Here is a 12,227-nt window from a genome sequence, read left to right as displayed (position 1 = left end):
CATGAACATTACCGTCAAACGCCTCTCTTACGGGATTGGCGCCGAAATCCTGGGCGCCGACCTGACGCAGCCGATGAGCGATGAAACGATCGCCCAGATTCGCAGGGCCTGGGTCGACAACGGCATCGTCCTGATCCGCGACCAGCAGATCACACCAGAACAGCATATCGCTTTCAGTGCACGCTTTGGCCAATTGGATGATCATTCCGCGCTCTACAAGTATCGCCATCCCGAACACGCAGAAATCTTCATCGTTACGACCCGGCCGAATGCAGACGGCAGTCCCTCGAATACCCGTGAGACTGGTGTCAACTGGCACTCCGACATGTCGTACACATTGCGCCCCGCAATGGGTTCGCTGCTTTATTGCCTGGAAATCCCGGAAGTTGGCGGCGACACGCAGTTCGCCAACATGTACTTGGCCTACGACAGCTTGTCCGACGGGTTCAAACGCCTGATCGAGCCGCTGCAAGCAGTGCATACCTACGCATGGGCAATTCATGACACCGAGAAGGGACGCAACCCCGAATTCGCAAAGGCGCATATCGCGGTCAACCCGCCGGTAGTGCAGCCGATGGTGCGGGTGCATCCCGAAACCGGCCGCAAGACACTGTATGTCAGCGAAGGTGTCACCACCCACATCGCAGGCATGACGCATGCCGAGAGTCAAGCGATTCTGCAGCCGCTGTTTCAGCAGGCGGTGCGCCCGGAGTTTACCTACCGCCACCACTGGCGCCGGCACGATCTGATCATGTGGGACAACCGCTGCGCAATGCACAAGGCACTGCGCGATCGACTGCCCGGCACACACCGCCACATGCACCGCACGACGATTCTCGGCGAGCCATCGGGGGCCCTCTACGAAGAGCCAACGCGGTAAACCGCGGGACAGGCGCGGCCCCGGATCGACAGGCGTGCACTGATGCACGCCGGAGCGACGTGCTGCCCCCGAGCATTGCAGCCATGCAGTTTCACTCCGGGCACCGGCGCAAGGTTGATCGAATCCGGGGCCATTCGCAGATAGAGGACCCAGCCCTTTTTCAATAGCTTCCTATATAATAGGTAGCTATGAAAGCATTTGCTGTGAACACGGCGCGCGAGCAGTTTGGCGCGGCGCTCGGCCGCGCCGGCCGAGGGTGGCGAGCCGAGCTTGACGCACGCCTGGTGCCTTTCGGGCTGACACAGGCGCGCTGGCTGACGCTGTATCACCTGGCCCGCGGCGGCGGTAACGGTCTGCCACAAACAGCGCTTGCCGAAGGCGTTGGCGTCCAGGGACCGACACTGGTCCGCACTCTGGACCGTCTGGAGTCAGACGGTCTGGTCGAGCGACGCGACTCACTCGACGACCGGCGCGCCAAATCGATACACGTCACAGCAGCCGCAGCACCGGTTCTCAAGCGCATCCAGTCGGTCGCCGACCAAGTCCGAACCGACTTGCTGGCCGGCGTCTCGAATGCAGAAATTGCGGTCTGTCTGCGCGTGTTCGAGCGGATCGGGGCGAACATTCAAGCCGATCGCAAGGTCGCGGATCAGCGCGCTGAAATCCCCCGTACAAAAACTTGACAAGCCACCGACGTGACGGCGAGCAGCCCCATCCACCCATGACACAGAACGCGAGTCCAATCGCCGCTTCGAGTTCGCCATCGCCCGTGGGTGCGAAGTCACTTCCGGCCCGCTGGCGCCAACTCGCTCTTGTTGCGACAGGTCTGGCAATCGTCATCGCCGCCGGAATCTGGATGAATCGGCATTTGACCCACATCGTTGTCGATGACGCGCGCATTGCGGCTGACATCATCGCGGTCAGCAGCCGGGTCGCCGGACGAATCACGGCGGTCAACGTGGTCGCAGGCGATTCGACGCAGCGGTCCGCGGTACTGGTCAAGATCGACGATCGCGAGTCGGAATTGATGATGAAGGAACTGGATGCCCGCGTCAAAGGCATCTCGACACGCCGCGCCGAGATCGATGCACGGATCGCAATGGTCGACAGCCGGACCGGGGCCCAGGAAAGGGCGCAAGCGGCCCGACTCGCCAGCACGCGCTCGGCTGTGCTGGCAACCCTCGCCGAACTCGATTTCGCGACCAGCGATCTCGACCGCCTGACGCCGCTGAAGAATTCCAGGGCCATCTCGCTGCAGGACTGGGAGCGCGCGCGCATGGCCGCCGAAGCGGCCCGTCAGCAGGCCGCCAGAGCCGGGTTCGAGGTCCAGACAGCGGTGGCACAAGTGGGGGTTGCGCAGGCGGCACGCAAGGAACTGCTGGTGCTGCAGCGCCAGGCAGCTTCGCTCGAGCCGGAACGGCATCAATTGCTTGCACAAATCGAGCGGGCGCAGCTCGATCTGGCCGATCGAGTCATCACGATGCCATTCGACGGCGACATCGATCAGGTCTTCGTTCGCATCGGTGAGTACGTGACGCCGGGACAACGGCTGCTGATGCTGCACGACCCACAGCGCCTGCGCATCGAGGCCAACGTCAAGGAAACCGACATCCGCCACTTCCGACCGGGTCAGGCCGTCTCGATCACTGCAGACGCCTATCCGGACCTTGGCTTCGCAGGCACGGTCGATCGCATCGGCGGCGCCGCGACAAGCGAGTTCGCACTGCTGCCGAACCCCAATCCGAGTGGCAATTTCACGAAGGTCACGCAGCGGCTGCAGGTCCGGATCGCTCTGAGTCGATCGGACCCGCTTCTGAAGCCGGGGATGATGGTCCAGGTGACAGTCCGCAAATGATCACCGCGCTGCCGGCGCACGCCGAAAGCATCGAGGCCTTTGGCGAACGGTTCGGAGCGGGCTACCGGTGGTACATCACCGTGACGGTGATGTTGGGCACGATCGCGACCATCCTCACCTCGACCATCATCAACGTCGCGCTGCCCAACATCATGGGTGCCTTCGGCATGGGCCAGGATCATGTGCAGTTGCTGGTCACCGGTTTTCTGGGCGCAATGACGGCCACGATGCTGGCCAACTCCTGGATGGTCGATTCGTTCGGCCAGCGCAACAGCTTCACGGCGGCGTTGCTGGTGTTCCTGCTCGCTTCGATCATGGGCGGGCTGGCACCAAACGAAGGCGTGCTGATCCTGGCCCGTGTGCTGCAGGGTGCCTCGGCGGGCATCCTGCAGCCGCTCGCGATGCTCGCGATCTTCGAGGCATTTCCACCGAACCGGCGCGGCACCGCGATGGGCATCTACGGTGTCGGTGTGGTGGTGGCACCGGCGCTGGGGCCGACGTTGGGCGGCATCATGGTCGACCACTTCAGCTGGCGCGAAGTCTTTTTCCTGCCGGTACCATTCGGCCTGCTCGGGCTGTTTCTGTCGCGAATTTTTTTGCGCGGTCGCTCCTCGCGTGAACCATTGCGTCCATTCGATTGGCCAGGCATGTGCATGCTGTCGATATTCCTGTTCGCGCTGCTCTACGGCCTGACCAACGGGCCGAGCCAGGGCTGGTTGTCCGGCCCGGTCATGCTGGCCTTCGCGCTGGTACTGGCGGCCTTTGTCGGCTTCCTGCTCTGGGAACTGCACAGTGCTGCACCGTTGATCGATGTCCGGCTGTTCGTCAACCCGACCTTTGCAAGTGCCTCTGTACTGGCGTTCATTTTCGGCGCGGGCATCTTCGGCTCGACTTACATCATTCCGCTGTTCGTGCTCTCAATCCAGGGTTATACCGCCACGCGGGCAGGCTTGGTGCTGATGCCGGGCGGTCTCATTCTCGCGATCATGTTCCCGCTGGCCGGCCGATTGACAGACGGCTTGCCGGTGCGCGTGCCTGTGGTTTTCGGACTGTGCGTATTCGCATACTCCTTTTACCTGATGCGTTTCGCGGATGCGGACACCTCCTTCTTCGACATGGCATGGTGGATCATCCTTGGCCGGATCGGGCTCTCGTTCATCATGCCCGGCCTCAATGCAGGGGCCCTCCAGGCCTTGCCCGTGCACCTGCTGGCGCAAGGCTCGGGTGCGATCAACTTCGTGCGCCAGTTCGGTGGCGCGGTGGGTGTGAATCTGCTTGCCATGACCCTTGAATCGCGCACCAGCTTCTACACGCAGGCGCTTGCCGCCGCACAGAACCCAGCCAATTCGAGCACCATCGAGTTGTTGCGCGGTGTGCGCGATTTGCTGGCGCGGATGGGCGTTCCCGAGGCCGTTCAGCAAGCCGGTGCGCTGAACTATCTTGGCCGCGTCGTCTACGCCCAGGGACACATGCTCGCCTACCGCGACGGCTTCGTGATCCTCGGCGCGACCTTCATCATCAGCCTGATACCGGCCTTGCTGATGCGAGATTCGAAACCGCGCTGACGACGGCGCGGCCTTCGGTTCGCGGAGGATCAGGACGGCAGTTCCAACACCGCCTTGGCCAGCACGTTGCGCTGGATTTCGCTTGATCCGCCGTAGATCGTGGCCGGACGCGACGCAAAATACTGGTTGGCGATGTGGACTTGGGTGCCATCGGCCAATGTCGTCAGCTCGTCCAGCGTCGCGTCGTCTGCGCCGACCTCGAGCAGCATGTCGGTCACGCGTTGCATTGTCTCGCTGATCCAGATCTTCAGCATGGACACCTCGGGGCCCAGTTCGGCGCCGCGACGCAGCACGTCGGCCATGCGAACATAAGACGCCGCCAGATCCTCGACGTCGAGCCGCAATTCGTCGAAACGCGAGCGCAGCACCGGGTCGGCAAACAGTTCACGCGTCTTCAGCAAGGCGTGCAACGACTGCAGCGGCACCTTGGCCAGCCGCGGGTGGCCGATCATGATGCGTTCGTTGCCAAGCAGCGATTTGGCCATCGTCCAGCCCTTGTTGAGATCACCGACGAGATTGGCCTTCGGCACGCGCACATTGTCGAAGAAGACTTCGCAGAATTCCGAACTGCCGGTCAGGTTCTTGATACGGCGCACCGTGATGCCCGGACTCTGCATGTCCGCCAACAGGAAACTGATGCCATCCTGCTTCTTGGCTTGCGGATCGGTGCGAACGAGCATGAATATCATGTGCGCCTCGTGCGCGAACGAGGTCCAGATCTTTTGCCCGTTGACGACGAACGTGTCGCCGTCAAGCACGGCCCTGGTCTGGACCCCCGCAAGATCGGATCCGGCTCCGGGCTCCGAGTAGCCCTGACACCATCGCTGATCACCGGCCAGGATGCGCGGCAGGTACTCGCGCTTCTGCTCCGGCGTGCCGTAGCGGATCAGCAGTTCTCCGAGCATCACCACGCCCATGTTGGTCATGACCATCACGCCATGACGGTCGAATTCTTCGGCCATCTTCAACTGCTCGAACGGAGGCAAACCCATGCCACCGTATTCGACCGGCCAGCCCGGTGCAGCCCAGCCCTTTTCAGCCAGCTTGCGCTGCCATGGCTCGGTGTCCTTCAGGCTCAGGCGGTGCGGCGGAAAGCGCCACTCGGCCGGAAAGTTCACGCTCAGAAAGGAGCGCACCTCGCGGCACAACGGGTCCGTCGTCTGCGCACCGGCATCATCGCTGACCCCGCCCGCCAGTTCACCGTAGCGGCGACGGTGCATGGCCGCGTCGCCAAGCCAGGCTGAGAGCACCATCGCACGTTTGAGAAACAGACCGATGTTGCACTCGTCCGTGTAGCCGATGCCTCCGTGGAGCTGGATGCAGCCTTTGGCGACCTTCAACGCGGCGTCCGCGCATCGCGCCTTGGCCTGGCTCACAGCCAGTGCGCGAGCGGCGGCGTCGATGCCAGGTTCGTCAAGGCACTGCGCGGTCTGGCGCAAGACCGCGCGCGAAAGTTCGACCAGCACGAACAGATCAACTGCGCGGTGCTGCAGGGCCTGGAAGCTGCCGATTTTCTTGCCGAACTGTTCGCGTGTCCGGATGTAGTCGACCGACAGCTCGAGCGCGCGCGCCATCAGGCCGAGCAACTCGGCGCTCAACGCGAAACGGCCTTCGTCGAGCACGCGCTCCAGCGTGTCGGTAGCGACGGCAGGGCTTGCCACCAGATCGTCGAAGCCGACCGCGACATCCTTCAACACGAGTTCGCTCCAGGTGCCCCCGTCGACACGGGTGCGCGTCTTGACTGTCAGGCCCGGCGCATCGCGCTGCACCAGGTACAGGCCAAGGCCGCCAGCGCTTTGCGCCGAAACAATGAAGGCATCTGCGCTTTCGCCTGCCGCGACCACGCATTTGCCACCATTGAGGGTCCACCCTCCAGCGCGATCCGTCGCACGGGTGGCGGACGCGCCGGCGCGCCCGTCCGACTGCGGGCCCGCCCGCTCCTGCCAAGCCACTGCTGGCAGCCATTCGCCCGCTGCCAGCCGCGGCAGCCAGCGGTCCTTCAGCGCGGCGTTGTCGCCGCCGAGCAGGACGCCGGCGGCCAGAACGGCCGTTGCCGTCAACGGCTCGGGCGCGAGTGAACGGCCGAACTGCTCCAGCAGCAGGGCCCACTGGGCGTTCGTCAGTGCCATCCCACCGAGATTCTCGGGCAGGCGCGCACCGAGCCAGCCCATGGCCGAGAGTTCCTTCCAGGCCTGCTGATCGTGGCTCGGCGTCATGCCGCGCAACGCACGCACGCGCCTCAGTTCGGGGTCGCGCGAGCAATAGCTGCTGGCGGCATCGCGCACCATGCGTTCATCGTCACTGTACGCGTCGATGCGAAGACTCAGGTCGATCATTCAGGACTCTCCTTCCGGGTTGCTGTCTTGACTGGCCAATCGATCCCAGTCGAAACGCAGCGGCTGCTTCGAAAAGAAGCGATCAACCGCTTCGTGGTGATATGGCAGGGTCTTTACGCTCGCTGCGGCGAATCCTTCGAGTTCGCCCATCAGCCGCTCGTCGCTCTGGAAGGTCTGGTTCAGCAACGTCTTGGTGACACCAATCGCTTCGGTTGGTCCCTGGCAGAAGCGGGTGGCGATCACCAGCGCAGCGTCGAGCAGGCGCTCAGGCGGGTGAATCTCGCAGACGATACCGAGCGCCTTCGCTTCGTCGGGCTCGACGACCCGCCCGGTCAACATCAGCTCCTTTGCCTTCTTCAGACCGACAATGCGCGGCAACAGAAACAAAGCGCCGAAGTCAGGCACCAGACCGATGCGCACGAAGGCCTGGCAAAAGCGCGCACGCGGCGTACAGACGGTGAAGTCGGCCGCCAGCGCGAGGCTGAATCCCGCGCCGTAACACACGCCGTCCACCGCCGCGATCACCGGCTTTTCGAGGCCGACGAATTGCGGCAGCCAGGCATGAACATCGCGCAGCGTACTGCGGCTGTCAGCCGGGGTGCGGGCTGTGACTGGCTTGCGCATGTTCGACACGTCGCCGCCGGCGCTGAAATGCTCGCCCGCACCCGTCAGTACCAGCGCCTTGACGGCCGCATCGTGACTGATTCGCGGCAGCAATTCCGCGATCTCGTCACGCATCTGCACGCTCAGCGCATTGCGCTGCGCCGGCCGGTTCAGCGTGAGCACCGCGACACCGTTGTCGCGCACCTCGTAATCAACAGTCTCATAACTCATGCTGCGGCCCTCATATGCTGATGTCGGGGATCGCGTCATTGAAGCGGCCATCCGACGTTCGCTCCTGTGATGGCAAACGGCTCGGCATGGCGGGCAGCGCACGTTGGTGCACGCCCTTGCTGCGAGCTTTTCTTGATTCTATCGTTTGATGCGGACTCCGGAATACCGTTCGTAATGGAGAATACAGGATGGCGATGATCCCCTTTTCCCGTCCAGTAGAACAAATCCAGCCCCGGCATCCCAGGAGAAAATCACCCATGAAAGAACAAAGGATCAAGGCGGCACAGTCTGCGGGCCGGCATGATGCCAAAACCGCTGCCCACAACACGGGGCCACGCTCGCTGATCCGCATCCTGCGCATCGTCGAGCACCTTGCGTCAGCGCCGCAGGGACTGTCGCTCGCTGCGCTGAGCGTCGACCTGGAGTCCCCGAAAACGAGCTTGCTCGGCCTGCTGCGCCCGATGTGCAACTACGGCTACATCATTCACGGCGACGGTCGCTACGTGCTGGGGCCGGCGGCATACCGGCTCGGTGTTTCGATCATGCCCACGCTTACGATCGCACGCATCGCCACGCCGATCATGCGCGAACTGGTCGCCCGCAGTGGCGAGACAGTCCTGGTGGCGACGCTCGATGAAGATGCAGGCAATGCCGTGTATGTCGAGAAAATTGAATCGTCGAGTTCGATCCGCTATACCGTGTCGATTGGCACCGTCCGCCCGCTGTACTGTTCGGCAGCCGGCCGCCTGCTGCTGGCCTTTGCCGATCCAGCCTATATCACCCGCTACCTCAAACGCGCGCCGTTCGCTGCGCTGACAGAACAGACCTTGACTCGCAGCGCCGATCTGCGTCGTCTGCTGCCGCAGATTCGAGAGCAGAAGCTCGCAATCACCGTCGGCGAGGTTTCCAGCGACGTGGCGGGTTTTGCGGCGCCGATCTTCGACCGTGAGGGCCGTGTGGTCGCCGCCCTGACCATGGCCGCACCGGTCAGCCGAACGCTCGCCCATCCGAAGGATTTCGCGACGCTGATTCGCGAAGCCGCCGAGCGCATTTCGTTTGGCCTTGGTCACACCGAATCCGAACTGCACCCGGTGGCGGCCGCAATCGCCGAGCAGCGCCACGCAATCACGCCGCGAAAGACCCGCATCGCGCGCACCAAATCCGCATGAAAGCCAGCCGGCACGTGCTCATCCCAGCAGGCGATCAAGCCGTTCCTTGACCTCCGCGAGTTCGCCCAGCATGTCCTGCACGACCTCGCGCACCGATGTCTCCTCGCGCATGTCGGCGACGATCTGCCCGACCGGATAGGTCAGAAATTCCTTCGCCCGCACGCGCTCGACCCGGGTGCGGCCCTGCCCCCACCACAGGATGGCCTGCAATGGTGCCGGCAGTGGCTCGGGTGCGCCCGGCGCGTCCCAGGCGTCGGTGAAGGCGCTGCGCAGCGTGCGGCAGGGCTTGCCGGTCACGCTGCGGGTGAGCACCGCATCGTCGGGCCCGGCCTCGAACATGCGGGCCTTAATTTCGGGTGTCACCTCGCTTTGCACGGTCTTCAACCATACGGAGCCGCACCAGGCGCCTTCGCAACCGAGCGCCAGCGCTGCCGCCAACTGCCGCCCGCGTCCGACCCCCCCAGCCCCCAGCACAGGCAGCGGCGCCACCGCATCGACAATGCGCGGCCACAACACCATCGAGGTGGTGCTGCCGGTGTGGCCGCCAGCCTCGGTACCCACCGCGATGACGAAGTCACAGCCCGCGTCGCGGTGCTTGATCGCGTGTTTGGGCGCGCCCGCCATGGCCGCGACCTTGATGCCGCGTTCGTGCGCACGCCTGATCAGTTCGGCCGGCGGTGAGCCCAAGGCATTGACGATCAGCTTGATCGGGTGGCGCAGCGCGATCTCGATCATTGCGGCGCTTTCGCCGGGTGTGAAGTTGAAGGTCGAGACCAAGTCGCGCTCGATTTGCGCTGCGTCGGCCTCGGGCAGCGGCGGGACGCCGGCACGGTCGAGCATGCTGCGCACAAACGACAAGTGCTCGCCGGGAAAAAGCTGCTCGGCATCGAATTTGGCCTCGCCCTCGCCAATCTCCTGGTAGGTGGTGGGCATCAGGATGTCGACACCGTAGGGGCGGCCTCCGATGTGGTCGTCAATCCACTGCAGTTCTGCGTCGACGCGCTGCGGACTCATCCGCGCGAGGCCCAGCACACCAAGGCCGCCTGCCTTTGACACCTCGACCACGACATCGCGGCAGTGCGAGAACGCGAAGATAGGGGCTTCGATCCCGAACATTTCACAAATGCGGTTTTGCATACGCGATGCGTCCTTGACATTTGGTCCAATACAGGACCATCATACCAATAATGGTTCAGGACTTGAGTACCGACATCGCCTGTGAGACCTACGGCGGCCCGAAATCGCCGCTGCGCGTGATGCACATCGTCGAGCTGCTTGCGGCCTCGAGCGGCGGCCTGTCGCTGGCCGCGATGACCGAGGCACTGCAGATTCCGAAGACCAGCCTGTTGAATCATCTGAAGGTTCTGGTGACGGCAGGCTATGTCAACTCACGCGATGCGCGCTATACGCTCGGCCCGGCATCGATGCGGCTGGGCGCGGTCATCGCCTCCGACACCGGCGTGCTGGCCGCATCGCGGCCAGTCGCAGCAGAGCTGGTGGCACGGTCCGGTGAGACGGCGATGATTGCGACGCTGGACGAACGTGCGGCCGACGCGTTCTATATCGATGTGATCGACAGCCAACAGGACATCCGCTATTCGCCCCGGATCGGTTCGCGCTGGCCTCTGTATTGCACCGGTCTGGGACGGGCACTGCTTGCCTTCCAGCACGCTGGCTTCATCCGCCGTTATCTGGCCGAAACCGACATGCCGCGGAGGACGAAGCAGACGATCATCGACCGCACGCGCCTGCAGCGCATCGTCGAGGGAATCCGCGCCACCGGCGTCGTTGTCACGCAGGGTGAACATACGGCTGGTGCAGCGGCTGTGGCCGCGCCGATCATCGAACGCGACGGCAGTGTTCACCATGCGATCGGCATCGGCGTTCCGATAGCTCGCCTGGAGCCCCGGCGTGAGCTGCTGATCAAGTTGGTGACCGACGCCGCCCGTCAGGTTTCCTGGACCCTCGGCGGCCGCGGCACCAGATCGGCCTTGCCGGCAGTAGCTGGCGCCAGCCTGCCCCGCTCCGACGAAGCGTCACGCCGCGCACGCATCGCGCGTCCAACAACAAAAACCACAGCCGACACACCCATGAGGAGACCACGATGAAGATTGCTCCGCTCACGCTGAGATACCAGTTGGCGCGCAGCGCATTGCTGGCGGCGCTGACGGGCCTCGTCCCCCTCGCCAGCCAAGCCCAGTATCCCGATCGGCCAGTGCGGATGGTATTGCCATTCGGCCCTGGCTCAGCAACCGACACCTTCCTGCGCATCGTTGCCGAACCCCTGAACGCGGCGCTTGGCCAGACCGTAGTCGTCGACAACAGGCCCGGTGCCATGTCAGCCCTGGCCGTCGAGCATGTCGCCAAATCGGCACCCGACGGCTACACCGTGATCGCCGCCACCAACTCGATCGTCGCCACTCCCGCCGGCATCCTGCGCAAAGTCAACTACGACCCGATCCGCGACTTCACACCCATCACCCGGCTCGCCGGCACGTCCTATGTGCTGATCGTCGCAGCTGAGCAGCCTTGGAAAACCCTCGCCGATCTGATCGAGTACGCGCGCGCCAACCCGGGCAAGCTCAACTACGCCAGCGGCAACCTCGGTGGCCTGATGTACGGCGGCATGCTGAAAAATTCGATCGGCGTGGATATGGTGCATATATCCTACAAGTCCACCCCGCCAGCGCTGCTTGAACTGCTGGCCGGCCGGGTGCACTGGATGTTCACCGACCTGGTGACTGCCAGCAGTCAGGCCAAGGCCGGCAAGGTGCGTCCGCTGCTGGCCACTGCCGCCCAGCGCACTGCGATGTTCCCGGACGTGCCAACCATCGCCGAAACCGGCATCCAGGGCTTCGCCGACATGCCGGCGTGGTGGGCGTTGTACGGCCCGGCTGGCATGCCCAAGGATGCGGTCGAGCGATTGAACCGCGAGTTCACGACGATTCTGCGGCGGCCAGATGTTCGCAGCCGGTTGGCCGTAATGGGCATCGATGCCGTGCCGTCGACGCCGCAGGAGCTGGCCAACTTCACACGAGAACAGTCGCAGAGCTACATCCGGCTGATCAAGGAATTCGACATCCAACCGGAATGACCCGACGGCCCCATTGTGTGACCACAGACCACCCATGCACACCAACCAACCCCTTTGGCTCGATGCCATCCGACCGGGCATGCGCCTGGCATTGCCAGGTTTCGATTGCAGCGCAGAACTGGTGGCCGGCTATGCCGAGCTGATGGATGCCAGACATCCCATCCATACCGATCCCGCGTTCGCCAAGGCTACCCGTTACGGGCGCCTGATCGCGCACGGCCCACTTGTCATCGCCAAAGTGCTGGCCCAGTTGAGCGGCATTTTCGGGGCCGCCCTGCAGGTCATGCTGGACATCGGCGAGTGGCGCTTCTACGGCCCGATATTCGTCGGCGACGCGGTCAGGGTCGAATGCTTCGTGCTTGACCTCGACTCGGCGAAGGGCAGCAGCGCCGGCGCGGTCAAGCTCGAGTTCCGCGTGCTCGGCAGCGACGGCGCACTGGTGCAGCGTGGTATGGCCGGCGTGCTGATTTCGCGCGCCCCGACGAACGTCTGAT

The 12,227-nt window shown here is 63.8% G+C and carries 11 protein-coding genes; 8 read left to right on the top strand and 3 right to left on the bottom strand.

Going from position 1 to position 12,227, the window contains the following annotated elements; all coding sequences use genetic code 11:
- The first annotated feature begins 1 nt into the window (after position 1).
- From ACNH6H_RS18575 to ACNH6H_RS18560, 4 genes are all read left to right on the top strand, one after another.
- Positions 2-880 (top strand): TauD/TfdA dioxygenase family protein, encoded by an 879-nt coding sequence (locus ACNH6H_RS18575; protein ID WP_418319771.1) that lies wholly within the window; start codon positions 2-4, stop codon positions 878-880.
- 188 nt (positions 881-1,068) lie between these two features.
- Positions 1,069-1,563 carry a transcriptional regulator SlyA gene (gene slyA, locus ACNH6H_RS18570; protein ID WP_418319770.1) on the top strand — a complete coding sequence of 165 codons (495 nt, stop codon included), beginning with the start codon at positions 1,069-1,071 and terminating at the stop codon, positions 1,561-1,563.
- A gap of 173 nt (positions 1,564-1,736) precedes the next feature.
- A complete protein-coding gene (locus tag ACNH6H_RS18565; RefSeq protein ID WP_418319769.1) occupies positions 1,737-2,735 on the top strand; it encodes an HlyD family secretion protein in 999 nt (332 codons plus the stop codon).
- Positions 2,732-4,300, top strand: a complete 1,569-nt coding sequence (locus tag ACNH6H_RS18560) for a DHA2 family efflux MFS transporter permease subunit (RefSeq protein WP_418319767.1) — start codon at positions 2,732-2,734, stop codon at positions 4,298-4,300. The genes ACNH6H_RS18565 and ACNH6H_RS18560 overlap by 4 nt, the downstream gene beginning before the upstream one ends.
- A gap of 29 nt (positions 4,301-4,329) precedes the next feature.
- Here ACNH6H_RS18560 and ACNH6H_RS18555 read toward each other — a convergent pair whose 3' ends face one another.
- A complete protein-coding gene (locus tag ACNH6H_RS18555; protein WP_418319766.1) occupies positions 4,330-6,636 on the bottom strand; it encodes an acyl-CoA dehydrogenase in 2,307 nt (768 codons plus the stop codon).
- Complete coding sequence (locus ACNH6H_RS18550) at positions 6,637-7,470, bottom strand: enoyl-CoA hydratase/isomerase family protein (protein ID WP_418321391.1); 834 nt, start codon at positions 7,468-7,470, stop codon at positions 6,637-6,639.
- A 188-nt stretch (positions 7,471-7,658) separates the two neighbouring features.
- Here ACNH6H_RS18550 and ACNH6H_RS18545 point away from each other — a divergent pair, with 188 nt between their 5' ends.
- Positions 7,659-8,639, top strand: coding sequence for an IclR family transcriptional regulator (locus ACNH6H_RS18545; RefSeq protein WP_418319764.1), 981 nt, complete (start codon positions 7,659-7,661; stop codon positions 8,637-8,639).
- Between the two features lie 18 nt (positions 8,640-8,657).
- On the opposite strand, the gene ACNH6H_RS18540 is transcribed toward ACNH6H_RS18545, so the two are convergent.
- Positions 8,658-9,755: an NAD(P)H-dependent flavin oxidoreductase gene (locus tag ACNH6H_RS18540; RefSeq protein ID WP_418319762.1), complete on the bottom strand. Its 1,098-nt coding sequence runs from the start codon at positions 9,753-9,755 to the stop codon at positions 8,658-8,660.
- A gap of 140 nt (positions 9,756-9,895) precedes the next feature.
- On the opposite strand from ACNH6H_RS18540, the gene ACNH6H_RS18535 reads away from it, so the two are divergent.
- Genes ACNH6H_RS18535 through ACNH6H_RS18525 form a run of 3 tightly spaced genes read left to right on the top strand, consistent with a single transcriptional unit; the run spans position 9,896 to position 12,226 of the window.
- Complete coding sequence (locus tag ACNH6H_RS18535) at positions 9,896-10,747, top strand: IclR family transcriptional regulator (protein ID WP_418319760.1); 852 nt, start codon at positions 9,896-9,898, stop codon at positions 10,745-10,747.
- Positions 10,744-11,733, top strand: coding sequence for a Bug family tripartite tricarboxylate transporter substrate binding protein (locus ACNH6H_RS18530; RefSeq protein WP_418319759.1), 990 nt, complete (start codon positions 10,744-10,746; stop codon positions 11,731-11,733). The genes ACNH6H_RS18535 and ACNH6H_RS18530 overlap by 4 nt, the downstream gene beginning before the upstream one ends.
- A gap of 34 nt (positions 11,734-11,767) precedes the next feature.
- On the top strand, positions 11,768-12,226 hold the full coding sequence (locus tag ACNH6H_RS18525; protein ID WP_418319757.1) for a MaoC family dehydratase: 459 nt from the start codon (positions 11,768-11,770) through the stop codon (positions 12,224-12,226).
- Position 12,227: the final 1 nt, after the last annotated feature.

Source organism: Pseudideonella sakaiensis (assembly GCF_048320135.1).
Taxonomy (GTDB): Bacteria; Pseudomonadota; Gammaproteobacteria; order Burkholderiales; family Burkholderiaceae_C; genus Ideonella_A; species Ideonella_A sakaiensis_A.
The sequence above is the reverse complement of the archived record's forward strand: the minus strand, read 5'-3'. Positions and strand labels throughout refer to the sequence as shown.

Coding starts and splice junctions, on each gene's coding strand:
- ACNH6H_RS18535 (WP_418319760.1), top strand. CDS start 9,896: ATGCACATCGTCGAGCTGCTTGCGGCCTCGAGCGGCGGCCTGTCGCTG.
- slyA (WP_418319770.1), top strand. CDS start 1,069: ATGAAAGCATTTGCTGTGAACACGGCGCGCGAGCAGTTTGGCGCGGCG.
- ACNH6H_RS18525 (WP_418319757.1), top strand. CDS start 11,768: ATGCACACCAACCAACCCCTTTGGCTCGATGCCATCCGACCGGGCATG.
- ACNH6H_RS18555 (WP_418319766.1), bottom strand. CDS start 6,636: ATGATCGACCTGAGTCTTCGCATCGACGCGTACAGTGACGATGAACGC.
- ACNH6H_RS18565 (WP_418319769.1), top strand. CDS start 1,737: ATGAATCGGCATTTGACCCACATCGTTGTCGATGACGCGCGCATTGCG.
- ACNH6H_RS18550 (WP_418321391.1), bottom strand. CDS start 7,470: ATGAGTTATGAGACTGTTGATTACGAGGTGCGCGACAACGGTGTCGCG.
- ACNH6H_RS18575 (WP_418319771.1), top strand. CDS start 2: ATGAACATTACCGTCAAACGCCTCTCTTACGGGATTGGCGCCGAAATC.
- ACNH6H_RS18540 (WP_418319762.1), bottom strand. CDS start 9,755: ATGTTCGGGATCGAAGCCCCTATCTTCGCGTTCTCGCACTGCCGCGAT.
- ACNH6H_RS18545 (WP_418319764.1), top strand. CDS start 7,659: ATGGCGATGATCCCCTTTTCCCGTCCAGTAGAACAAATCCAGCCCCGG.
- ACNH6H_RS18560 (WP_418319767.1), top strand. CDS start 2,732: ATGATCACCGCGCTGCCGGCGCACGCCGAAAGCATCGAGGCCTTTGGC.
- ACNH6H_RS18530 (WP_418319759.1), top strand. CDS start 10,744: ATGAAGATTGCTCCGCTCACGCTGAGATACCAGTTGGCGCGCAGCGCA.